Source organism: Nocardia brasiliensis, assembly GCF_042691675.1.
GTDB lineage: Bacteria > Actinomycetota > Actinomycetes > Mycobacteriales > Mycobacteriaceae > Nocardia > Nocardia brasiliensis_D.
In genome coordinates this window covers 4,826,538-4,852,131 of sequence record NZ_CP170507.1, presented here as the reverse complement: position 1 = coordinate 4,852,131, position 25,594 = coordinate 4,826,538, and the positions used below count along the sequence as shown (strand labels likewise).

Below are 25,594 nucleotides of genomic sequence, written 5' to 3'. Positions count from 1 at the left end.
GCTTCTTCGCGCTGGGTGGTCACTCGCTGCTGGCGACCCGACTGGCCAGCCGGATCCGTGCGGTCACCGGAGTCGAAGTGCCGATCCGGACGATATTCGATGCGCCGACGGTGGCGCAGTTGGTGACTCGGCTCGATGCCGACGTTCAGGTGCGCCCGCCGCTGTTGGCCCGGCCCCGGCCGGACGTGATTCCGCTGTCGTACGCGCAGCGCCGGTTGTGGTTCATCCACCGGCTGGAGGGGCCGTCGGCGACCTACAACATGCCGTTGCCGGTCCGATTGCGTGGCGTGTTCGACGCGTCCGCCTTCGCGGCCGCACTCGGTGATGTGGTGGCCCGGCACGAGAGTCTGCGCACGATCTTCGTCGAAGCCGATGGTGTGCCGACGCAGCGTGTGCTCGATGCGGACAGTGTCGAGGTACCGGTCACCGTCGAGGCGGAAACCGCCGAGCTGGACGCGGCGGTGACGGCGGCGGTGCGGTACGGGTTCGATCTGTCCTCGGAGATCCCCATCCGCGCCAACGTATTCCGGTCCTGTGCCGATGAGTGTGTGCTGGTGCTGCTGGTCCATCACATCGCGGGCGACGGCTGGTCGGCGGCGCCGTTGTTGCGGGACCTGGCGAGCGCGTACGCCGCTCGCCTCGAGCATCGAGCGCCGGAATGGGCGCCGTTGCCGGTGCAATACGTGGACTACACGCTGTGGCAGCGAGAATTTCTGGGTGCGCCGACCGATCCGGACAGTGTGCTGTCCCAGCAGTTCGAGTATTGGCGCAAGGAACTCGACGGGTTGCCGGAACAGTTGCGCTTGCCGACCGACCGGCCGCGTCCCCGGGTGGCCAGCTATCGCGGCGACATGGTGGTCTTCGGTGTCGATGCGCGAACGAGGAGCGGGCTGGCGCGGTTGGCGGCCCGTGAGGGTGCGACGGTGTCGATGGTGTTGCAGTCCGCGCTTGCGGTGCTGTTGTTCAAACTCGGTGCCGGAGAGGATATCCCGATCGGTTCGCCGATCGCCGGTCGCACCGATGAAGCACTGGCCGATCTGGTCGGGTTCTTCGTCAACACCTGGGTGCTGCGCGCAACCGTCTCTCCGGCAACGGCGTTCACCGAGGTCGTGGGCCAGGTCCGGTCGAAGGCGTTGGCCGCGTACGAGAACCAGGATGTTCCGTTCGAGTTGCTCGTCGAATTGCTCAACCCGGCCCGCTCGGCGGCGCACCACCCGTTGTTCCAGGTGTCACTGGCATTCCAGAACAACACGCTGCCGACACTGCAGTTGCCGGGGGTCGGGTTCGAGCCCTATCCCGCGTCCATCGCGGCTTCGCGGTTCGACCTGTTCTTCAATGTCGCCGACGCACCCGCCGGTGACCCGTGGAGCGGCTTCGTCGAGTATTCGACCGACTTGTTCGATCGGTCGACGGTCGAGGCGATGGTTGCCCGGTTCGTGCGGATACTGGACCGGATCGTGTCGGACCCGGGCGGGCCGGTGGGGTCGATCGATGTCCTCGACACCGACGAACGCGAGTTGGTGCTGCGTCGATGGAACGACACCACCGTCGCGGTCCCGGACATCACGATGGTCGCGCTGTTCGAGGCACAGGTCGCCCGGACCCCAGCGGCGATCGCCGTCATCGGCGGCGACACCGAAATGTCGTACCGGGAACTCGATACCCGAGCCGATGCGTTGGCGCGCGCACTCGTCGCGCGTGGCGTAGGCCCGGACACCCTGGTCGCGGTGGCGTTGCCACGGTCGGTGGAGTTGATCGTGGCGCTACTGGGCGTGCTGAAAGCCGGTGGTGGGTATCTGCCGATCGATCCGGGCTATCCGTCGGAGCGGTTGGCGTTCATCCTCTCCGACGCCGCCCCGGCCGTTGTCGTGACCGACTCCGCGACCGCGCTCTTCCTGCCTGACACGGCAACCCCGCACCACTATCTCGACACAGCAGGCAACAACGGTGCGGCGCTCGGTGCGGAAACCGCCGGTGTGCTCTGCCCCGGTCTGCGGCCGCAGAATTTGGCTTACGTGACCTATACCTCCGGTTCCACCGGTGTTCCGAAAGGTGTTGGGGTCACCCACCGTAACTTGGTGAACCTGGTTGCCCGGGCCTGGTCGACAGATCCCGGAGATCGGGTTCTGGCGCATTCTTCGATGGCCTTCGACGCCACGACCTATGAGATCTGGCCGACGTTGGCCGGTGGTGCGGCGGTGGTGGTGGCCGGTGCGCAACGTTCGGATCTGGCGGAGATCACCGGGTTGGTGGAGACCTGGTCGGTCACGAAGATGTTTGCGACACCACCGTTGCTGTCGGCGTTGGTCGATCATGTGGAGAACGCGCCCGGCGCCCCGCTGCGGAGTTTGCGGCGGGTGATCGTCGGCGGCGCCGAGCTGACAGCGGCCGTTGTGCACAAACTGAACGCGAAATACGTTGCCGTACAGGTGATGAACGGCTACGGCCCCACCGAAACCACGGCTTGTGTGACCGATTACGACACCCTGGAGGATATCGAGGGCGCGGTTCCGATCGGCCGCCCGTCCGGGAATGTGCGAGTGTTCGTGTTGGATTCGTGGTTGGCGCCGGTTCCGGTGGGGGTCCCGGGCGAGCTGTACGTGGCCGGTGCCCAGTTGGCGCGGGGTTATCACGGGCGTGCGGGGTTGACCGCGGCCCGGTTCGTCGCCGACCCGTTCGACCGGACTGGTGGTGGCCGGTTGTATCGCACCGGTGATGCGGTGCGCTGGAACAAGTCCGGACAGCTGGAGTTCGTCGGCCGGGTGGATGATCAGGTCAAGATCCGCGGCTTCCGGGTCGAACCCGGCGAAGTCGAAACCGTTCTGGTGCAACATCCTTCGGTGTCCCGAGCAGTGGTGGTCGTGCGCGACTCCAGCACCGGTGGTCAGCAGTTGGTCGGGTATGTGGTGCCGGACCGGTCCGGGCCGGCCGCCGCCGAGCAGGAACTGGTCGCTCAGTGGCGTCGCGTCTATGACGACCTGTACGGCGCGGCAGGGAAGAGCGCTGACACTCCCCGCAACGGCGCGCGCATTGCCAGAAACGGGGACGACGGCGCGGGTCGCGGCCGCGCCACCGCCGCATTCGGGATGGATTTCGGCGGCTGGAACAGCAGCTATACCGGGACGTCGATTCCGGTGCAGCAGATGCGCGAATGGCGCGAGACCACGGTGCAGCGCATCCGCGGCCTGGCTCCGCAGCGAGTGCTGGAGATCGGCGTCGGATCGGGTTTGTTGTTGTCCCAGTTGGCACCCGACTGTGCCGAATACTGGGCGTCGGACTTCTCCGCCGCGACCATCAGTACGCTGCGACAACAGTTGGACGAGCTCGACGCGCGGTGGACCGAGCGCGTCTCGCTGAGTGTCCGGTCTGCCGAAGACATCGCCGGATTGCCGGAAGACTATTTCGACACGGTGGTACTGAACTCGGTGGTCCAGTACTTCCCCGGCGAACGGTATCTGCGCCGAGTTCTCGAGCAGGTGCTCGGACTGCTGGCTCCCGGTGGGGCGATATTCGTCGGTGACGTCCGGAATCTGGGTCTGCTGGAAGAGTTCGCCACGGCCGTGCAGATCGCCCGCAACGACGGTGACGACCCGGCGGCCATCCGGGAACGCGTGCGCCGCACCGTCTTCGCCGAACAAGAACTGTTGGTCGCGCCCGAATACTTCCACGCCCTGTGCCGCGAGACCGACTACGACACCGTGGATATCGAGCTCAAACGCGGCTATTCGGTCAACGAGTTGACCCGCTACCGATACGACGTGGTGCTGCGCAAAACGCCCACAAAAGCACTGTCCGTAGCCGAAGTGCCGAAAGTGTCGTTCCGCGACCACGATTGGTTGCGCACGCTGCTGGGGGATCGACACCCGGACGGTATTCGGGTCACCGGGATTCCGCACGCCGGACTGGTCGGCCAAATCGAGGCGACGAACCGGATCCGGACGGGTCACCCCGTCCCGGCCGGTGCGCGAACCGATCCGCACGCGGCGGCTTTCGAAGGAATACTCGGCGATCCCGCTGCTCGAATGGGTGCCGGATTGCTGCCCGAGGACTTGCACGTGCTCGGTCGGCGACTGGGATACACCACCGCGGTCACCTGGTCGGCGCGGCCGGATCGGATGGATGCGGTGTTCATCGACAACTCGACAGCACAGAACCGGCCACTGACCGACGTCTATCTGCCGCCGACAGTGGTGGGTGATCCGGCCGCGTACGCCAGCAACCCCCAAGACACGCTTCTCCCTGCCGCCGTGCGGGATCTGGCGGCCGAGCGGTTGCCGGACTTCATGGTGCCGTCGGTGGTGATGGTGCTCGACAGTGTGCCGTTGACCGCGAACGGCAAGCTCGATCGGGCCGCGTTGCCGGACCCGGAGTTCGCCGCCGCGGCGGAATATCGGGCGCCGAGCAGCGAGCGGGAACGGGTGCTTGCCGGATTGTTCGCCGAGATCCTCGGACTCGACCGGGTGGGGGTGGACGACAGTTTCTTCGCGTTGGGTGGTCATTCCTTGCTGGCAACGCGCCTGGCCAGTCGGATCCGGGCGGTGCTCGGCGTCGAGGTCCCGATCCGCGTGATATTCGACGCCGCGACCGTCGCCGAACTCGCTCGCAGATGGCCCGAACTGGCGCCATCTCGCAGACCGGCGCTGCGCAGGATGAATCGAGAGGTAGGTCTGTGATGATTCCGTTGTCGTTCGCGCAGCGCCGGTTGTGGTTCATCCACCGGTTGGAGGGACCATCGGCGACCTACAACATGCCGTTGACGGTCCGATTGCGTGGTGTGTTCGATGCGCAGGCTTTCGCGGCGGCGATCGGTGATGTGGTGGCCCGGCACGAGAGTCTGCGCACGATCTTCGTCGAAGCCGACGGTGTGCCCGGCCAGCAGGTACTCGATGCGGACGAGGCCGAGGTGCCGGTGATCATCACCGAGGTCGGCCCCGCCGAGTTGGCTACGGCGGTCACCGAGGCGGCGCGGTACGAGTTCGACCTGGCCGCCGAAATTCCGATCCGCGCCAACGTTTTCCGCTGTGGTGTCGACGAGTGCGTGGTGGTGTTGTTGATCCACCACATCGCCGGCGACGGCTGGTCGATGACGCCGTTGCTGCGGGATCTGTCGGAGGCCTACGCGGCTCGTCGGCAAGGGCGGGCGCCGGGGTGGGATTCGTTGCCGGTCCAATACGTGGACTACACGCTGTGGCAGCAGGAACTGCTGGGTTCACCGGAGGATCCGGACAGTGTCCTGTCCCAGCAGTTCGACTATTGGCGTCGTGAGCTCGAGGGCCTGCCGGAGCAGTTGCGACTGCCGACCGACCGGCCGCGACCGCGGGTGGCGAGCTATCGCGGGGACATGCTGGTTTTCGGCATCGATGCGAAAACCAGGGGAGAACTCGAGGAGTTGGCGAGTCGGGCCGGCGCGACGGTGTCGATGGTGTTCCAGTCCGCGCTGGCCGTGTTGTTGTTCAAACTCGGTGCGGGCGAGGATGTTCCGATCGGCTCGCCGATCGCCGGTCGGACCGATGACGCGCTGAACGAATTGGTGGGGTTCTTCGTCAACACGTGGGTGTTGCGGACGCAGGTGCACCCGGTGGCGTCGTTCACCGAGATTCTGGGCCAGGTCAAAGCGAAAGCGTTGGCGGCCTACGAGAATCAGGATCTCCCGTTCGAGCTGCTGGTGGAGATGCTCAATCCGGCCCGCTCGGCGGCACACCATCCGCTGTTCCAGGTTCTGCTGAGCTTCCAGAACAACACCGCCGCCGCCCTGGATTTGTCGGGGGTCGGGTTCGAACCGTATGCCCTTCCCGCGCTGACTTCGCGGTTCGATCTGACCTTCAACATCGGCGATGCCGGCGCGCGGACCAACGGCGGACCTGCCGGGTGGGACATGCATGTCGAATACGCCACCGATCTGTTCGATCGGTCCACCATCGAGGCGATGGCGGCGCGGTTGGTGCGCATACTGCGGCAGGTGGTGGCGAACCCGAGTCTGCCGGTGGGGTCCGTCGACGTCCTCGATGTCGAGGAACGCGACCTGGTGCTGCACCGATGGAACGACACCGCCGTCCCGGTGGACCCGGACGGCACCGTGGTCGCATTGTTCGAAGCGCAGGTCGCCCGGACGCCGGATGCGGTCGCGGTGGTTTGTGGTGCGGTGCGGCTGAGCTATCGGGAACTCGATGTCCGCGCGGACCAGCTCGCGCGCCAGCTGGTTTCGCGCGGGGTGGGGCCGGACAGCCTCGTCGCGGTGGCGTTGCCTCGGTCGGTGGAGTTGATCGTGGCGTTGTTGGGTGTGCTGAAAGCCGGCGGTGGGTATCTGCCGATCGATCCGGGCTATCCCTCGGACCGGCTGGCGTTCGTGCTCACCGACGCCGCGCCGGTTGTTGTCGTGACCGACCACGCCACCGCGGACACGTTGCCGCACAACACAACACCGCACCTCTACTTCGACGCCGCCGCCGCGGTGGAGGACCGGATCGGCGGAGATCGAGTCCGCCCGGTGCGTCCGCAGAATTTGGCGTATGTGATCTACACGTCCGGCTCCACCGGTGTGCCGAAAGGTGTTGGCATCACCCACCGTAACGTGGTGAATCTGGTCGCGCAGGCGTGGTCGGCAGGTGTCGACGACCGGGTGCTGGTGCATTCGTCGATCGCGTTCGACGCCTCGACCTACGAGATCTGGCCCGCGCTGTGTGGTGGCGCGGCCTTGGTGGTGGCCGGTGAGCGGCGTTCGGATCTGGCGGAGATCACCCGGCTGACCGAGACCCGATCGGTGACGAAGATGTTCGCGACACCGCCGTTGCTCTCGGCATTGCTCGAGCACGCCGAATACCTGTCCGACAACCCTTTCCAGAGCTTGACGGAGGTGCACACCGGGGCCGACTCGCTCACCGCCGGGCTGGTGCAGGCAATGCGGGCCAACTGGGGAGACATTCGGGTCCACAACCTTTACGGTCCCACCGAGGCTACGGTCGATGTGACGGCTTACACCGTCCCCGACGACCCGACGGGCGCGGTGGTTCCGATCGGTATCCCGGTGGCCAATACCCGAGTGTTCGTGCTGGATTCGTGGTTGGCACCGGTTCCGGTGGGTGTCGCGGGGGAGTTGTATGTGGCCGGTGCTCAGTTGGCACGTGGCTATCACGGACGAGCAGGGCTGACCGCAGCACGGTTCGTGGCGGACCCATACGACCGGACCGGTGGTGGCCGGTTGTATCGCACCGGTGATGTGGTGCGCTGGAACAACTCCGGCCAATTGGAGTTCGCTGGCCGGGTCGATGATCAGGTCAAGATCCGCGGCTTCCGAGTCGAACCCGGGGAGGTCGAAACGGTTCTGGCGCAACACCCCTCGGTGTCCCGAGCGGTGGTTTCGGCCCACGACACCGGTACCGGCGACAAGCAGCTGATCGGGTACGTGGTCGGCGACCGAACCGGTTCGATCGAGGGCAACGGGCACGGGCGACTGAATGGGCACCGGGGTGGCGCCGACCGGGTGGCGGCGAAGCAGCTCGACGGTGCGGAGGTCCGTCGCTTCGCCGCGGAGCGGCTGCCGGATTTCATGGTGCCGTCGGTGGTGATGGTCATCGACGCCGTGCCGTTGACCGCCAACGGAAAATTGGATCGTGCGGCGTTGCCGGTTCCGGAGCTGAGGTCCTCGGTGCGGTATCGGGCACCGGGCAGCATCCAGGAACAAATGCTGACCGAGTTGTTCGCCGAGGTCCTCGGTCACGATCGCGTCGGCATCGACGACAGCTTCTTCGCGCTGGGTGGTCACTCGTTGCTGGCGACCCGCCTGGCCAGCCGGATCCGGGTGGTGCTCGGCGTCGAGGTCCCGATCCGGACGATCTTCGATGCGCCGACAGTGGCGCAGTTGGCGATTCGGCTCGGCGACCGCACCCGGCTGCGTCCGGTGCTGTCGGCGCGGCAGCGCCCGGCCGTGCTTCCGTTGTCGTTCGCGCAGCGGCGGTTGTGGTTCATTCACCGGCTGGAGGGGCCGTCCGCCAACTACAACATCCCGGTGGCGGCGCGGTTGCACGGGATGGATGTGTCGGTGTTGGCCGCCGCGATCGGTGATGTCGTCGCCCGGCACGAGAGTCTGCGCACGATCTTCGTGGAAACCGACGGGGTGCCGTCCCAGCGGGTGGTCGACGCCGACGGTATCGAGGTGCCGGTCACGGTGACCGAGCCGGAGCCCGGCGACGTGGACGCCGCGGTGAGCGCTGCGGTGCGATATGGGTTCGACCTGTCGATTCAGATCCCACTCCGGGCCACGGTGGTGCGTTGCGGCGCAGACGAGTGTGTTGTCGTGTTGCTGATTCATCACATTGCCGCTGACGGCTGGTCCGCGGCGCCCTTGCTGCGGGATCTGTCGATGGCGTACGCGGCGCGTCGGGAAGGGCGGGCGCCGCAGTGGGAGCCGTTGCCGGTCCAATACGTGGATTACACGTTGTGGCAGCAGGAACTGCTGGGCTCGCCGACCGATCCGGACAGCCTGCTGTCGCAGCAGTTCGAGTACTGGCGCGGTGAACTCGCCGGTCTGCCCGAGGAATTGCCGCTGCCGACCGATCGGCCCCGGCCGCGCGTGCCCAGCTACCGCGGCGATGTGGTGACGTTCGGCATCGATCCGGAGATCCGTACCGCGGTGGAACATTTGGCGCGCCGCGAGGGCGCGACGGTGTCGATGGTGCTGCAGTCGGCGTTGGCGGTGTTGCTGTTCAAACACGGTGCCGGGGAGGATATACCGATCGGAACACCGATCGCCGGTCGCACCGACGACGCCCTGGCCGAGCTGGTCGGGTTCTTTGTCAACACCTTGGTGTTGCGGGCAGCCGTGGTTCCCGCGGCGTCGTTCACCGAGATTCTCGGTCAGGTCAGGGCGAAAGCGCTGGCCGCGTACGAAAACCAGGACGCGCCGTTCGAGTTGCTGGTCGAGTTGCTCAAACCGGCCCGCTCGGCCGCCCATCATCCGTTGTTCCAGGTGTCGTTGGCATTTCAGAACAACGCCCTGCCCACCCTCGAATTGTCCGGGGTGCGGATCGAGCCCTATTCCGCGTTCACCGCTACCTCGCGGTTCGACTTGTCCTTCAACATCGCCGACGCGCCAGCCGGTGAGCAGTGGACCGGACTCGTCGAGTACGCGACCGATTTGTTCGACCGGCCCACGATCGAGGCGATGGCGGCGCGGTTGGTGCGCATACTGCGGCAGGTGGTGGCGAACCCGAATCTGCCGGTGGGGTCGGTCGATGCCCTCGATACCGACGAACGTCAACTGGTCCTGCAACGGTGGAACGACACCACCGCGGAAGTTGCGGGCCGTACGATCACCGGGCTGTTCGAGGCACAGGTCGACGCGACTCCGGACGCGCTCGCGGTCATCTGCGGGGCTACCGAGATGTCGTATCGGGAGCTCGATATCCGCGCCGACAATCTTGCGCGCGAACTGATTTCACGCGGGATGAGCCCCGACAGCATCGTCGCGGTGGCGTTGCCCCGGTCGGTGGAGTTGGTTGTCGCGTTGCTCGGTGTGTTGAAGGCCGGAGGTGGCTATCTGCCGATCGATCCGGCGTATCCCGCTGATCGGTTGGCGTTCGTCCTCACCGACGCCGCACCGTTTGTTGTCGTCACCGATTCCGCTACCGCGGACCTGCTGCCGTCGAGCTCGACGCCGCACCTCTACCTGGACACCCTCGACCTCGCCGCGACCGGGCCGGGCCGCACCGATCGGGATCGGGTAGGCACGGTGGGACCGCGGAACCTGGCGTATATGACTTACACGTCCGGTTCGACAGGGGTGCCCAAAGGGGTTGCCATCACGCACGGCAACGTGCTGAACCTGGTTTCCCAGGTGCGTCCGGTAGGTGCTGGGGATCGGTCGCTGATGCACCACTCCCTGGCCTTCGATGCCTCTACCTATGAGATCTGGCCCGCGCTGCTCGGTGGCGCGGCATTGGTTGTTGCCGAGGAGCTGCGTTCGGACCTCGCGGAGATCACGCGGTTGGTCGAGGCACGGTCGGTGACCAAGATGATCGCGACACCACCACTGCTGTCCGCCTTGGTGGACTATGTCGAGTCGATGCCCGGTGAACCCTTGCGGACGCTGCAACGGCTCATCGTCGGCGGTGCCGAGTTGGCGGCGGGTGTCGTTCGGAAGTTACATGCGATAAACGCCGATGTGCAGGTCATCAACAGTTACGGGCCCACAGAGACGACGGTCTGTGTGACCGAACGCGAGGCTGCGGGCGAGGTCGATGGTGTCATCCCGATCGGGCGCCCGTTGGGCAATGTCCGGGTGTTCGTGCTGGATTCGTGGTTGGCGCCGGTGCCGGTGGGAGTCACGGGCGAGTTGTATGTGGCCGGAGCGCATTTGGCGCGTGGTTATCACGGACGAGCAGGGCTGACCGCAGCACGGTTCGTGGCGGACCCGTTCGACCGGACCGGTGGTCGGTTGTATCGCACCGGTGATGTGGTGCGCTGGAACAACTCCGGGCAATTGGAGTTCGCTGGTCGGGTCGATGAACAGGTCAAGATCCGCGGCTTCCGGGTCGAGCCCGGCGAGGTGGAAAGCGTGCTGGCTCAACATCCTTCGGTAGCACGAGCGGTGGTGGTGGCACGCGGCACCGACGGTGGCAAGCAGTTGGTGGGATATGTGGTCGCCGACCGATCCGGGCCGATCGAAGCCGAACTCGACGGCGCCGCGGTGCGCGAATTCGCGTCCGCGCGCTTGCCGGAGTTCATGGTGCCCGCGGTGGTGATGGTGATCGACTCGGTGCCGTTGACCCAGAACGGGAAGCTCGACCGTGCCGCCCTGCCGGATCCCGAGTTCACCGCTACGACGCGGTACCGGGCGCCGCGCACCACCGAGGAGCAACTCCTGACGAGGGTGTTCGCCGAGGTCTTGGGGTTGGATCGGGTAGGGGTGGATGACAGCTTCTTCGAATTGGGCGGAGACAGTATTCGCTCGATCCAGGTGGTGTCGCGGGCGCGCGAGTCCGGGGTGGAGGTCAGTCCGCGCGAGGTGTTCGAGCATCAGACCGCGGCGGCGCTGGCCGCGATAGCCCGCGGTCGTGGTGTGACCGGTCCGGTGTTGAGTGAGCTGCCCGGTGCTGGGGTGGGGTGGATGCCGTTGTTGCCCGCGGCTCGATTCGTGCGGGGGCTGGGTGCGGGGTTCGACGGCTTTACCCAGTCGATGCTGCTGGACCTGCCGCTGGGTATCGATCGAGCCGGGTTGCTGGCTACGTTGTCGGCGGTGATCGATCGTCATGATGTATTGCGATCGCGGTTGCTCGATGACGAGCGCGGGCCGGGCCTAGAGGTGGCGCCGGTGGGTTCGGTGGATGTGGACCGGTTGTTGCACCGCGTCGAGATGGCTGTCCCCGAACAGCATTCAGCGGACGGGAGTGGTGAGCGCGCCGAGGTGATCACCGAGCACGTCGGCGCGGCCGTACGCAGGTTGTCGCCGTCGACCGGGGTGATGGTGCAGTTCGTGTGGTTCGATACGGGACCCGAGCAGTCCGGCCAGTTGTCGATCGTGGCGCATCACCTGGTGGTGGATGGTGTGTCGTGGCGGATCTTGCTGCCGGACTTGGCAGCCGCCTGGCAGATGGTGTCGGCGGGATCGACACCCGAGTTGCCGAGGACGGGGACCTCGCTGCGGCGCTGGGCGCACGGGTTGGTCGAGCGCGCTGCCGAGCCGCAGCTGGTGGAGCAGTTGTCTTGGTGGCGTTCGGTGCTGGACGGCCCGGACCCGATGATGGGTGCCCGGCCGTTGGATCCGGAAGTCGACGTGATGGCGACCGTGGAGCACGTGAGTGTCCAGCTTCCGGTGGCGGTGACCGAGGCCTTGTCGACCACGCTGCCCGCGGTATTCCACAGCGGGGTCGAGGACGGGCTGTTGGCCGCGTTGGCAGCGGCGATAAGCCACTGGCGGGCCGCCCAGGGCCGGGCCGAGGGTGACGACGTGTCCGAAGTGCTGATCCGGTTGGAAGGCCACGGCCGCGAAGAAGAGACGGTTCCCGGTGCCGACCTGTCCAGTACGGTCGGCTGGTTCACCAGTATGTTCCCGGTGCGACTGAACGCGGCCGCGGCGGAGTGGGACGAACTCTGTGTGGGCGGTCCGGCGGCGGGCATCTTGCTGAAGGCGATCAAGGAACAATTGCGTGCGACACCGGACAAGGGGATCGGGTACGGCTTGTTGCGGTACCTGAATCCCGAGACCGCCGCTGTGCTGCAACAGTATTCGACCGGTCAGATCGGATTCAACTACCTCGGACGGTTCGACTCCACCGATCTTCTGCCGCAACGATTGCAGGGAGCCGGGTGGACCCCGACGGCGGATAGCGCGGCATTCAGTGCGCCCCCCGACCCTGCGCTGGCGGCGCTGGCGGTGCTGGATGTCAACACCTTGGTCGTCGACACCAGTGCGGGCCCGGTACTGCAAGCGGTGTTCGCGGCACCCGCGGGAGTGCTCGAAAAGTCCGAGACGGAGCACCTGGCCGAACTGTGGCTCAGGGCGCTGACGGGGCTGGCTCAGCACACCGGGACGTCGGGTGCGGGCGGGTTGACGCCGTCGGACGTGCCATTGGTTCAGTTGGCGCAACACGAGATCGAGGTATTGGAAGCGCGGTACCCGGGCTTGGTGGATGTCTGGTCGTTGACGCCGATGCAGTCCGGGTTGTTGTTCCATCAGGCGTTGGCGGGCTCGGGCTTCGATGCCTATCACATGCGGGTGGTGTTCGGGCTTGCCGGACCGGTGGATCCGGGACGGATGCGTGCGGCGGGTCAGGGATTGCTGGATCGGTATCCGAATCTCCGGGTGGGCTTTGCCGCGGGCTCGCACGGTCAGCCGGTCCAGATCGTCCTGAACGCCGTCGAATTGCCCTGGCGTGTGGTGGATTTGCGTGATCTCGACCAGGCCGATCGCGATGTGGCGTTGGACCGACTGCTCGCCGAAGACCAGCTCGCGCATTTCGATATGGCCGTTCCGCCGTTGCTGCGATGCACTCTCGTGCTGATGAGCGAACGGCGTTCGGAGTTGGTCATGACTGCCCATCACGTCTTGATGGACGGTTGGTCGCTGCCGCTGCTGATCCGAGATCTGTTGCGACTCTACGGTTCCTACGGTGCCGACCGGCAATTGCCGAAACCGCCCGCCTTCAAGGAATTCTTGAAGTGGTTGGCGGGTCAGGATGCCGAGGCGGGTGTGCGGGCATGGCGCCGGGAACTCGACGGCGTGCAGGAACCCACACTGCTCGCGAGCAGGGTGCACGGCACCGAGGATGCCGCGGCCGAGGTCCAGCGGGTCGGCGTACCGCTGACCGCCGAAATCGGTTCGGCATTGAACAGGCGGGCAGGCGAACTCGGCGTCACCGTGAACACGGTCGTCCAGGCCGCGTGGGGCATCCTGCTCGCCGCGGCGACCGGACGCCATGACGTCATCGTCGGCGCCACGGTATCGGGTCGGCCCCCGGAGATCGCCGGGGTGGATGCGATGGTCGGTCTGTTCATCAATACCGTGCCCGTGCGGGTGCGGTTCGGCCACCGCGACACACTTGCCGATCTGCTCACCGACTTGCAGGCGCGCCAGACTGCCCTGTTGGACTATCACCACGTCGGATTGAGCGACATCCACCAGGCCGTCGGCTTGCATGTACTGTTCGACACCCTCATCGCTTTCGAGTCCTATCCGGTCGACCACGCCGGCATCGAGGCGGCGACCGACGCCAGCGGTATCACCATCCGCGACCTGCGCCCGGACTCGGTGACGCATTACCCGTTGACGGTCATCGCCGGCGCCGCACCCACTTTGACGCTGTATCTGGATTACCGCACGGGCGAGTTCGATCGGGCCGCGGTCGAGGCGATGGCGGGCCGGTTGACGCGGATCCTGCAGCAGGTGGTCGTGGACCCGGACGTGCCGGTGGCCTCGATCGATATCCTGGGCGCCGACGAACGCGAGCTGGTGTTGCATCGTTGGAACGACACCGCGGTCGAAGTCCCCGACACCACCGTCATCGGGCTGTTCGAGGCTCAGGTCGCGCAGGCACCGGAGGCGGTCGCCCTGAGCGGCACGGGCTTCGAAGTGTCGTATCGGGAACTCGACAGCCGAGCCGATCGGCTTGCGCACGTTCTGGATTCGCGTGGGGTGGGACCGGACAGCATTGTCGCGGTCGCGCTGCCTCGGTCGGTGGAGTTGATCGTCACGCTGTTGGCGGTGTGGAAAGCCGGAGGCGCATATCTGCCGATCGATCCGGCCTATCCCTCGGATCGGTTGGCGTTCATACTTTCCGATGCCGAGCCGGTGGCTGTGGTGACCGATCACGCTACCGCGAGCATTCTGCCCGACACCACAACGCCACTCCTGTACCTCGACCCCGTCGAAACACCGGCCACCGTGGATCGCTACGGTCGGGGCGCGGTCCGGCCGCAGAATTTGGCGTACGTGATTTACACGTCCGGCTCGACCGGCGTCCCCAAAGGTGTTGGTATCACGCACCGTAACGTGGTGAACCACGTCTCTCAGGGTTGGTTTACCGGCCCGGACGAACGGGTGCTGGTCCATTCGTCGATCGCCTTCGATGCGTCGACCTATGAGATGTGGGCGGCGTTGTGCGTCGGTGGCGGGTTGGTGTTGGCGCGTGAGTTGCGTTCGGATCCGGCCGAGATGCTGGAGTTGGTCGCGTCTCGTTCGGTGACGCGGATGTTCGCCACGCCTGCGCTGTTGGCCGTGTTGCTGGATCATGCGGAAACGCTGCCCGACAATGCGTTCGAGCGTCTGTCCCAGGTGATCGCCGGTGGCGCCGAACTTTCCTCGGCATTGGTGCGCCGGGTCAAGCGGATTGCCGACGGTGTGGCGGTGGTCAATGGCTACGGTCCGACCGAGACCACTGTGTTCGCAACTGTATTCGCCGCCGATGAGGTCTCCGAAGGGTCTGCGCCGATCGGCAGGCCGTTGGCCAATATGCGGGCGTTCGTCTTGGATCCGTGGCTGCGGCCGGTGCCGGTCGGGGTCGCCGGTGAGTTGTATGTGGCCGGTGCGCAGCTGGCACGGGGATATCAGGGCAACGCGGGGTTGACCTCGGCGCGGTTCGTGGCCGATCCCTTCGATCCCACCGGGGGGCGGTTGTATCGCACCGGTGACGTGGTGCGGTGGACTGGGGCAGGGGTGTTGGAGTTCGTCGGCCGGGTCGACGATCAGGTCAAGATCCGCGGGTTCCGGGTCGAGCCGGGCGAGGTCGAAAGCGCGCTGGCGCAGCATCCTTCGGTGTCCCGAGCGGTGGTGGTCGCGCGCGACACCGATACCGGCGGCAAGCAGCTGATCGGGTACGTAGTCGCCGACCGGGCCGGTTCGGCCGAGGATGACCGAGCAGCGAATAAGCACGGGCTCGACGGGGCGCTGGTTCGGGAGTTCGTGGCCGAGCGGCTGCCGGATTTCATGGTGCCGACGGTGGTGATGGTGATCGATGCGATGCCGTTGACCGCCAACGGCAAGGTGGATCGTCAGGCGTTGCCCGATCCGGAGCTGAGTTCGTCGCGGGCGTACCGGGCACCTGTTTCGGCCGAGGAGCAGATCCTGGCCACGGTGTTCGCCGAGGTGCTCGGGCTTGATCGGGTAGGGCTCGACGACAACTTCTTCGAGTTGGGCGGGGACAGCATTCGTTCGATTCAAGTGGTGTCACGGGCACGCGAGTTGGGGGTGGAGGTCACACCACGGGAAGTGTTCGAATGTCGGACAGCAGGGGCGCTGGCGACAGTCGCCGCGGGCCGTGAGGTAGCCGGCCCGGTGCTGGCGGAGCTGGCCGGTGGCGCGGTGGGATGGCTGCCGTTGCTGCCGGTGGCTCGGTTCGTGCGCGAGTTGGGCGGCGGGTTCGACAGTTCGACGCAATCGATGGTGCTGGATCTGCCGGTGGACGTGGATCGGGCGGGACTGGTGGCGACATTGTCGGCGGTGATCGATCGTCATGATGTGTTGCGGGCCCGATTGGTCGATGACGAGCGCGGGCCGGGGCTCGAGGTGGCGCCGGTGGGTGCGGTCGATGTGGACGGGCTGTTGTCACGGGTATCGGTGGCGGGGGTCGAGGACATGGCGGGGGCGGTGGTGTCGGAGATGGGGGCCGCGGTGGGGCGGTTGGCTCCCGCGGCGGGGGTGATGGTGCAGTTCGTGTGGCTCGATGCCGGTCCCGGTCGGGCGGGCTGGTTGGCCGTGGTGGCGCACCATCTGGTGGTCGACGGTGTGTCGTGGCGGATTCTGTTGCCGGACTTGGCAACCGCGTGGCAGGAGGTGTCCGCCGGGGCGACACCGGTGCTGCCGCGGACAGGTACCTCGATGCGGCGATGGGCACACGGATTGGTCGAACAAGCGGCCCGGCCGGAACGGGTGGCCGAGTTGTCTTGGTGGCGTTCGGTTCTCGATGGGCCCGACCCGATGCTCGGCAGCAGGCCGCTGGATCCGGCGGTCGATGTCATGGCGAAGCTCGGTCACGCACAGGTGCGTATTCCGGTGCCGACGACCGAGGTGTTGCTGACCACCTTGCCCGCGGCGTTCCATGGTGGGGTCGAGGACGGCTTGCTGACGGCCTTGGCAGTAGCCGTCAACCGCTGGCGCGAACAAAGGGGTGTCGTCGAGCAATCGGTGTTGATCAGGTTGGAGGGCCACGGCCGCCAGGAAGACATCCTGCCCGGTGCCGATCTGTCGACGACTGTCGGCTGGTTCACCAGCATGTTCCCGGTGCGGTTGACCGCAGCCGTAGCGGAGTGGGACGAGCTGTGCGCCGGTGGCCCGATCGCGGGTGCGCTGGTGAAGTCGGTGAAGGAACAGCTGCGGGCGGTACCGGACAAGGGCATGGGCTACGGGATGCTGCGGTATCTGAACCCCGAGACGGCGGAAGTGCTGCGACAGTATTCGGCCGGACAGATCGGATTCAACTATCTCGGCCGATTCACCTCGACGGATTTGTTGCCGCACCGACTGCGCGGTGCTGGCTGGACCCCCTCGGTCGATGCCGGACAGTTGATCACGCCGGTGGATCCGGCGTCCGCGCCGATGCCGGCGATGGCGGTGCTGGATGTCAATACGATTGTGCTCGACACCAGCGAGGGACCGGTGTTGCAGGCGATATTCGCCGCGCCCGTGGAAGTGTTGGCCGAGAACGAGATACAGGAATTGGCCGCCCTGTGGCGCGACGCGATCGAGGGGGTGGCAGGACATGTGTCGGCCGGTGGGGGTGGTTTGTCTCCGTCGGATGTGTTGTCGAGCGGGGTGGATCAGGCTGAGCTCGAGGTGTTGGAGCGGCGGTATCCGGGGTTGGTGGATGTGTGGCCGTTGACCTCGATGCAGTCGGGGTTGTTGTTCCATCAGGTATTGGCGGGGTCGGGTTTCGACGCCTATCACATGCAGATCGTGTTCGGGTTGGTCGGACGCGTGGACGCGGAGCGGATGCGGTCCGCCGGTCAGCGATTGTTGGATCGGTACGCGAATTTGCGGGTGGGATTTGTTGCCGATCGTCGTGGTGACCCGGTGCAGGTTGTCGTGGAAGGGGTGGAGTTGCCTTGGCGAGTCGTGGATTTGGGCGACCTGGCGGAGGAAGACCGCACTGTGGCACTGGAGCGGTTGTTGGCCGAGGATCGGGACGCTCATTTCGATATGGCGGTTCCGCCGTTGTTGCGGCTGATGCTGGTGCGGGTGGGTGCGGATCGGGCGGAGTTGGTATTGACGGCTCATCACGTGTTGTTGGACGGGTGGTCGTTGCCGTTGCTGGTGGTGGACCTGTTCCGTTTGTACGGCGGGACCGCTGAGCTGCCGCCTGCGTTCGAGTACAAAGAATTCTTGAAGTGGTTGGGGGAGCGGGACTTCGAGGCGGGGGTGCGGGCGTGGCGCCGGGAACTCGACGGCGTGCGCGAACCAACCCTGCTCGCCGACAGCGTGGGCGGCGCCGACCAGACCGACGGCGCCGAGTTGCCCGAAGTGGAGCGGATCGAGGTACCGTTGCCGCTGGAAACGGCCCTGGAGTTGACCCGGCGGTCGGCGGAGCTCGGAACAACCCTCAGCACCATCGTGCAAGGCGCGTGGGGAGTTCTGCTCGCCACATCGACGGGCAGCCACGATGTGCTGGCGGGCGCCACCGTGTCGGGTCGCCCTCCGGAGATCGCCGGGGTGAATTCGATGGTCGGCTTGTTCATCAATACCGTGCCGGTGCGGGTGCGGTTCGACCCCCGTGCCACGCTGACCGACCTGCTGATCGACTTGCAGGCGCGCCAGACTGCCCTGTTGGACTATCACCACGTCGGATTGAGCGACATCCACCAGGCCGTCGGCTTGCCTGTCCTGTTCGACACCCTCATCGCGTTCGAGTCCTATCCGGTCGACCACACCGGAATCGGAGAGGTCACCAACACCAGCGGCATCGCGATCAGCGACTCGCGCCCGAACGCGCCGACCCACTATCCGTTGACGGTCATCGCGAATACCGCGCCCACCCTGACGCTGCACTTCGAATATCGCCCCGATTCGTTCGATCGGGGCTCGGTCGAGGCGATGGCGGGACGATTGGTTCGCGTTCTGCAGCAGGTGGTTTCGGACCCGGACGTACCGGTGCGCTCGATCGATATCCTGGGCGCCGACGAACGCGAACTGGTGTTGCGTCAGTGGAACGACACCGCCGCGTCGTTCGAGCCGGGTCGAACACTGGTGGGATTGTTCGAGACTCAGGTAACCCGGACGCCGGATGCCGTCGCGCTCATCGGCGCGGACACCGAAGTGTCGTATCGGGAGCTCGGCAGCCGCGCCGATCGCCTGGCACAGCTGCTGATGGCGTGGGGAGTGGGCCCGGACCGTATTGTCGCGGTGGCGGTGCCGCGGTCGGTGGAGTTGATCGTGACGTTGGTGGCGGTGTTGAAGGCAGGTGGTGCGTATCTGCCGATCGACCCGGCCTATCCGTCGGATCGGTTGGCGTTCATCCTTTCTGACGCGGTCCCGGTCGTAGTCGTGACCGATCACGCAACCGCGAGCATCCTGCCCGATATGACAACACCCGTCCTTTACCTCGACACACTCGAACCAGTCGAGGTAGTAGAACGAAACAGTCGAACCGGAGTCGGGCCGCAGAATCTGGCGTACCTGATTTACACGTCCGGCTCGACCGGTGTGCCGAAAGGCGTTGCGATCACGCACGATAACGTGGCGAATCTGGTGTGCCAGCAGTGGTCGACAGGGCCGGGCGACCGCGTGCTGATGCACACCTCGGTGTCGTTCGATGTCTCGACCTACGAGATCTGGTCGACGCTGTGCGGTGGTCATGCGCTCGTGTTGACCAGTGAGCTGCGTTCGGATCCCGCCGAAATGGTCGAGCTGATCGAGACCAGAGCGGTGACCCGGATGTTCGCGACGCCCGGGCTCTTGCCGGTGCTGCTCGATCGGGTCGAGGCGTTGCCCGGCAATGCCTTCCGCACAGTGGCTCAGGCGGTGGTCGGTGGCGCCGAGGTGTCCTCGGCGCTGGCGCGCCGGTTGCGGGCCGTTGCTCCCGATGTCGAGGTCGTCAACGGCTACGGACCCACGGAGGCAACGGTTTTCGCGACGGTGTGCGTGGCCGATCCGGCCGCGGCGGGGAACGGTTCGGTGCCGATCGGGCGACCCTTGACCAATGTGCGCGCGTTCGTGCTGGATTCGTGGTTGGCGCCGACGCCGGTAGGGGTTGCCGGTGAGTTGTATGTGGCCGGTACCCAGACGGCGCGCGGGTACTACGGTCGCCCGGGGATGACCGCGGCCCGGTTCGTGGCCGATCCCTTCGATCCGGCGGGTGGGGGACGGTTGTACCGCACCGGGGACGTGGTGCGCTGGAACACTTCCGGGCAGTTGGAGTTCCTCGGCCGGGTCGACGATCAGGTCAAGATCCGTGGCTTCCGGATCGAACCCGGTGAAGTCGAAAGCGTGCTGGCCCAGCATCCTTCGGTATCCCGGGCCGTCGTGGTGGCGCAGGACACCGAGACCGGCGGTAAACAGCTGGTCGGCTATGTGGTGCCCGACCGAACAGGCGCCGAGGCGATCGATGCGGGACAGGTGCGCCGATTCGCCGCGGAGTTGTTGCCCGAGTACATGGTGCCCGCCGCGGTCCTGGTGATCGACGCGGTGCCGTTGACCGTGAGCGGAAAACTGGATCGCGCCGCGCTGCCGACGCCGGAGTTCATCTCGTCAGCGGAATACCGTGCGCCGCGCGGCGAGGACGAACGGGTGCTGGCCGAGTTGTTCGGCGAGGTGCTCGGTCGCGACCGGGTGGGTATCGACGACAACTTCTTCGAATTGGGTGGCCATTCGTTGCTGGCCACGCGCCTGGCCAGCCGGATTCGGGCGGCGCTCGGGGTCGAGGTCCCGATCCGGGCGGTTTTCGATGCTCCGACGGTGGCGCAGTTGGCGACTCGGCTCGATGCCGATGTGCGGGTGCGTCCCGCGCTTCTGGTCCGGCCGAGGCCGGACGTGGTTCCGACGTCGTACGCGCAGCGGCGGTTGTGGTTCATCCACCGGTTGGAAGGACCGTCGGCGACCTACAACATTCCGGTCGCGGTGCGGATGCGCGGGTTGGACGTGCCGGTATTGCGCGCGGCGATCGGTGATGTGATCACGCGGCACGAGAGTCTGCGCACCGTCTTCGTCGAGGCCGACGGTATGCCCGCCCAGCAGGTGCTCGACGCGGGCTCCGTCGAAGCGCCCGTGGTCGTCACCGACGCGGACCCCGCCGAGGTGGACGCGGCGGTGGCCGCGGCCGTGCGCTACGGATTCGACCTGTCCAGCCAGATCCCGATCCGGGTCACGGTGGTGCGTTCCGGCACGGACGACTGTGTCGTGGTGTTGCTGATCCACCACATCGCCGGTGACGGGTGGTCGATGGCACCGCTGCTGCGGGATCTTTCGGTGGCGTACGCGGCACGTCTGGCCGATCGGGCACCGGTGTGGGAGCCGTTGCCGGTGCAGTATGTCGATTACACGCTGTGGCAGCGGGAACTGCTGGGTTCGTCGGAAGATCCCGACAGCCTGCTGTCGCGGCAGTTCGACTACTGGCGGCATGAACTCGAGGATCTGCCGGAGCAGTTGCGGCTGCCGACCGACCGGCCGCGCCCCCGAGTGGCCAGCTATCGCGGCGACATGGTGCTGTTCGACATCGACGTGGATACGCGGATCGGTGTCGAGCGGCTGGCGGCTCGGGAGGGCGCGACCGTGTCGATGGTGTTGCAGTCGGCACTGGCTGTGTTGCTGTTCAAACTGGGTGCCGGCGAGGATATTCCGCTCGGTTCGCCGATCGCGGGTCGCACCGATGAGGCGTTGTCCGACCTGGTCGGCTTCTTCGTCAATACTTGGGTGCTGCGGACGAGGCTGGCCCCGGCGGCGGCGTTCACCGAAATCCTCGGTCAGGTCAGGGCGAAAGCGTTGGCCGCCTACGAGAATCAGGACGCGCCGTTCGAGTTGCTGGTCGAGTTGCTCAACCCGACCCGCTCGGCAGCGCACCACGCGCTGTTCCAGGTGACGTTGGCGTTCCAGAACAACAGCCTGGCGAATCTGAAATTGCCGGGCGTCGGGTTCGAGCCCTACAACGCTTCCCTTGCCGCCTCGCGATTCGACCTGTTCTTCAATATCGCCGATACCCCCGCGGGCCTGCCGTGGAATGGGCTCATCGAGTACGCGACCGAATTGTTCGATCGGTCGACGGTCGAGGCGATCGCGGCACGGTTCGTGCACGTACTGCGGTCGGTCGTGGCGGATCCGGGTATCTCGGTGCGGTCGATCGATGTGCTCGATAGTGCCGAGCGGGAGATGGTGTTGCATCGGTGGAACGACACCACGGTCGACATCGACCCCGACCGCACCCTCGTGGGGTTGTTCGAGGCGCAGGTCGCTCGAACGCCGGATGCGGTCGCGGTGGTCTGCGCGGACACCGCGGTGTCGTATCGGGAACTCGACCGGCGCGCCGATCATGTTGCACGCGTCCTGCTTTCGCGCGGGGTAGGTCCGGACAGCATTGTCGCGGTCGCGGTGCCTCGGTCGGTGGGGTTGATCGTGGCGCTGCTTGCGGTGTTGAAAGCCGGTGGTGGGTATTTGCCGATCGATCCGGCGTATCCGTCCGATCGGTTGGCGTTCATCCTTTCCGATGCCGCGCCGGTCGTTGTCGTGACCGATCGTGGCATCGCCGATGCGTTGCCCGATACGTCCACCCCGCGCCTGTATGTGGACGCACCGGAGACCATTGAGGGGCCGGGACGGGTCGACCTCGATAGGGTTGTGGTGCGGCCGCAGAACCTGGCGTATGTGATCTACACGTCCGGCTCGACCGGCGTCCCCAAAGGTGTTGGTATCACGCACCGTAACGTGGTCAATCACGTGTCGCAGGGTTGGTTGACCGGACCGGACGAGCGAGTGCTGGTGCATTCATCGATGGCTTTCGATGCGTCGACCTATGAGATGTGGGCGGCGTTGTGTGCTGGCGGTGGATTGGTGTTGGCGCGTGAGTTGCGTTCGGATCCGGGCGAAATGCTCGAGCTGGTCGAAACTCGGTCGGTGACCAGGATGTTCGCGACGCCCGCACTGTTGTCGGTAGTGCTGGAGCGCGCCGAAGCGTTGCCCGGCAATGCTTTCCAGGGCTTGGTTCAGGTGATCGCCGGTGGCGCCGAACTCTCCTCGGCCTTGGCTCGTCGAGTGCGGGCCGTGTCTGCCGATGTCGAAGTGGTCAATGGTTATGGACCGACCGAGACCACGGTGTTCGCAACGACTTTCGCTGCCGACGTGGAATCAGACGGATCGGTGCCGATCGGGCGTCCGCTGGTCAACATGCGGGCGTTCGTCCTGGATTCGGGGATGCTTCCGGTTCCGGTCGGGGTCCCCGGCGAGTTGTATATCGCCGGTGCCCAGTTGGCGAGGGGCTATCGGGGTAGGGCGGGGCTGACTTCGATACGGTTCGTGGCCGATCCGTTCGATCCGGCCGGTGGTCGGTTGTATCGCACCGGTGACGTGGTGCGGTGGACCTCGACGGGAGCGCTGGAGTTCGTCGGCCGGGTCGATGATCAGGTCAAGATCCGCGGCTTCCGGGTCGAGCCCGGCGAAGTCGAAAACATACTGGCGCAACATCCTTCGGTCTCTCAGGCGGTCGTTGTCGCGCGCGACACCGATACCGGCGGCAAGCAGCTGATCGGCTACGTGGTGGCCGACCGCTCCGGACCGGACGTGGGCGAAGACGAGCTGGTCGGGCAGTGGCGGCGAGTCTATGACGACCTCTATTCCGCGCCCGCCGAGGCCGACAGCGACTCGGGTAGCGACACCGACCGAGTGCCGTTCGGCGCGGACTTCGGTGGTTGGAACAGCAGCTACACCGGGTCCGCGATTCCGCTGGAGCAGATGCGGGAATGGCGGTCGGCCACGGTCGAGCGGATTCGCGAGCTGCGGCCGCGGCGCGTGCTCGAGATCGGCGTCGGGTCGGGCTTGTTGCTGTCGCAGGTGGCCCCGGAGTGCGCCGAGTATTGGGCGACGGACTTCTCCGCCGCGACCCTCACCACGCTGCGGCAACGGTTGAACGAGCTGAACGAGGACTGGGTCGACCGCGTCGTGATGAGCGTGCGCGGCGCCGACGACACCGCCGGATTGCCGGAAAACTACTTCGACACCGTGGTGTTGAACTCGGTGGTCCAGTACTTCCCGGGCGAAGGGTATCTGCGTCGTGTCCTCGAGCGGGTCTCGGCGCTTTTGGCGCCCGGGGGTGCGGTGTTCCTCGGTGATATCCGCAACCTGGGCCTGCTCGAGGAGTTCACGACCGCGGTACAGATCGCACGCAACGGGGGTGCGGATCCGGCGGCGGTCGGCGATCGGGTGCGTCGGGATATTGCCGCCGAGCAGGAACTGCTGCTGGCACCGGAGTACTTCTCCGGTGTGTGCCGCCAGGTGAACGGGTTCGATGCCGTCGATATTCAGCTCAAGCGTGGGTTCTCGGTCAACGAGTTGACTCGGTACCGCTATGACGTTGTCCTGCACAAGGCTCCGACGAAACATCTGTCGGTGGCCGATCTCCCGGAAGTCGAATTCGCCGACCTCGACCGGGTGCGCGGTCTGCTGCGGGCCCGGCACGGTGACGGTATTCGGGTCACCGGTATTCCGCACGCCGGGTTGATCGCCGAAGTCGAGGCCACCGATCGGATCCGGGCCGGGCTGCCCGGCACCGCCACCGACGCGCTCGGCGTCGGTTTCGAAGGGGTACTCGGCACGGTCACTGAGCGGGTGGGTGTGTTGCCGGAGGACCTGCACGTGGTGGGTCAGGACTGCGGATACACCACTGCCGTCACCTGGTCGGCGGAAGTGGGCCGGATGGACGCGGTCTTCCTCGACGCCGCGACGGCGAAGCACCGCCCGCTGACCGATGTGTACCTCGCGCCATCGCCCGTGGCGGAGCCGGCGATGTATGCCAATAATCCGCAGGCGAGTTTGCTGGCCGCCGATGTCCGACGGTGGGTGGGTGAGCGGTTGCCGGATTTCATGGTGCCCGCGACGGTAATGGTCATCGACAGCCTGCCGCTGACGGCTAATGGAAAGCTCGATCGTAGCGCATTGCCGGACCCGGAATTGTTGTCTGCCAAGGAATATCGCGCGCCCCGCACCGAGCGTGAACGGATGTTGGCGGAGTTGTTCGCCGAAATCCTCGGGCTCGACCGGGTGGGTATCGACGACGACTTCTTCGCGTTGGGTGGACATTCGCTGTTGGCGACCCGCCTCACCAGCCGGATCCGGGCCGTGGTAGGGGTCGATGTCCCGGTCCGGGTGATATTCGACGCCCCCACCGTCGCCCAATTGGCGACCCGGCTCGACGAAGGTGGCGCGGTGGGTACGGATTTCGATCCCGTTCTGGTGCTCAAAGGCTCTGGTTCGCAGAAACCGTTGTGGTGCCTGCATCCCGGCGGTGGTCTCGGCTGGTTCTACCAGCAACTCGGAAAGCACCTGCCCGACCGGCCGGTCTTCGCCATTCAGTCCCGGGGGCTGGACGGCGGGCCGACGGCCGGCTCCATGGCGGAGATGGTGGCGGACTACATCGACCGGGTCCGGTCCCGGCAAAGCGAGGGCCCCTACTATCTGCTTGGCTGGTCGTATGGCGGCGTAGTCGCGCACGCGATGGCGGCCGAAATGTCGCGTCGGGGACTGGAAGTCGGATTCCTCGGCGCCATAGACAGCAAACCGCCGCAGGGGTCGGCCGCCGATTCCGACGTGACGGACGACGAGGCTATGGCCGGTGTCCGGGCCTGGGCCGTCGACCGATTCCAAGACCAGCTCGACGCTCCCGTCATCCAGGAACTGGTGGAGCGCCTGACAAAAGTCCTCGTCAACAACTGCAAACTGTGGGAAGGCTACACCTCGCCATTCTTCGACGGCGATATGACGATCTTCGGCGCCACCGTGGACGCGGAAGGCAACCGAACACCCGATGTCGCAAGCGAGCTCCAACAAGCCTGGCGCCCCCACATCAGCGGCCACATTGAAGTACTCGAGGTGAACTGTGCCCACGGCGACTTCGACCGCCCGGAAAACATGCAACTCGTCGGCCGAATGCTGGACAATCTCTTGAAATCGGCGGATACAGGCCCGAAGTAG

The 25,594-nt window shown here is 66.0% G+C and carries 2 protein-coding genes (1 of these 2 running past the window's edge); both read left to right on the top strand.

What is annotated here, in order from left to right; translation table 11 throughout:
* Window positions 1–4,673, top strand: the end of a protein-coding gene (locus ACFK0J_RS22275; RefSeq protein ID WP_378730241.1) for an amino acid adenylation domain-containing protein. 10,669 nt of this gene lie to the left of the window's left edge; the window shows 4,673 of its 15,342 coding nt (coding positions 10,670–15,342); the start codon falls outside the window, past its left edge; the stop codon is at window positions 4,671–4,673.
* Entirely contained in the window at window positions 4,673–25,594 is a 20,922-nt protein-coding gene (locus ACFK0J_RS22270; RefSeq protein WP_378742957.1) for a non-ribosomal peptide synthase/polyketide synthase, read from the top strand. Before ACFK0J_RS22275 ends, ACFK0J_RS22270 begins: the two co-directional genes overlap by 1 nt.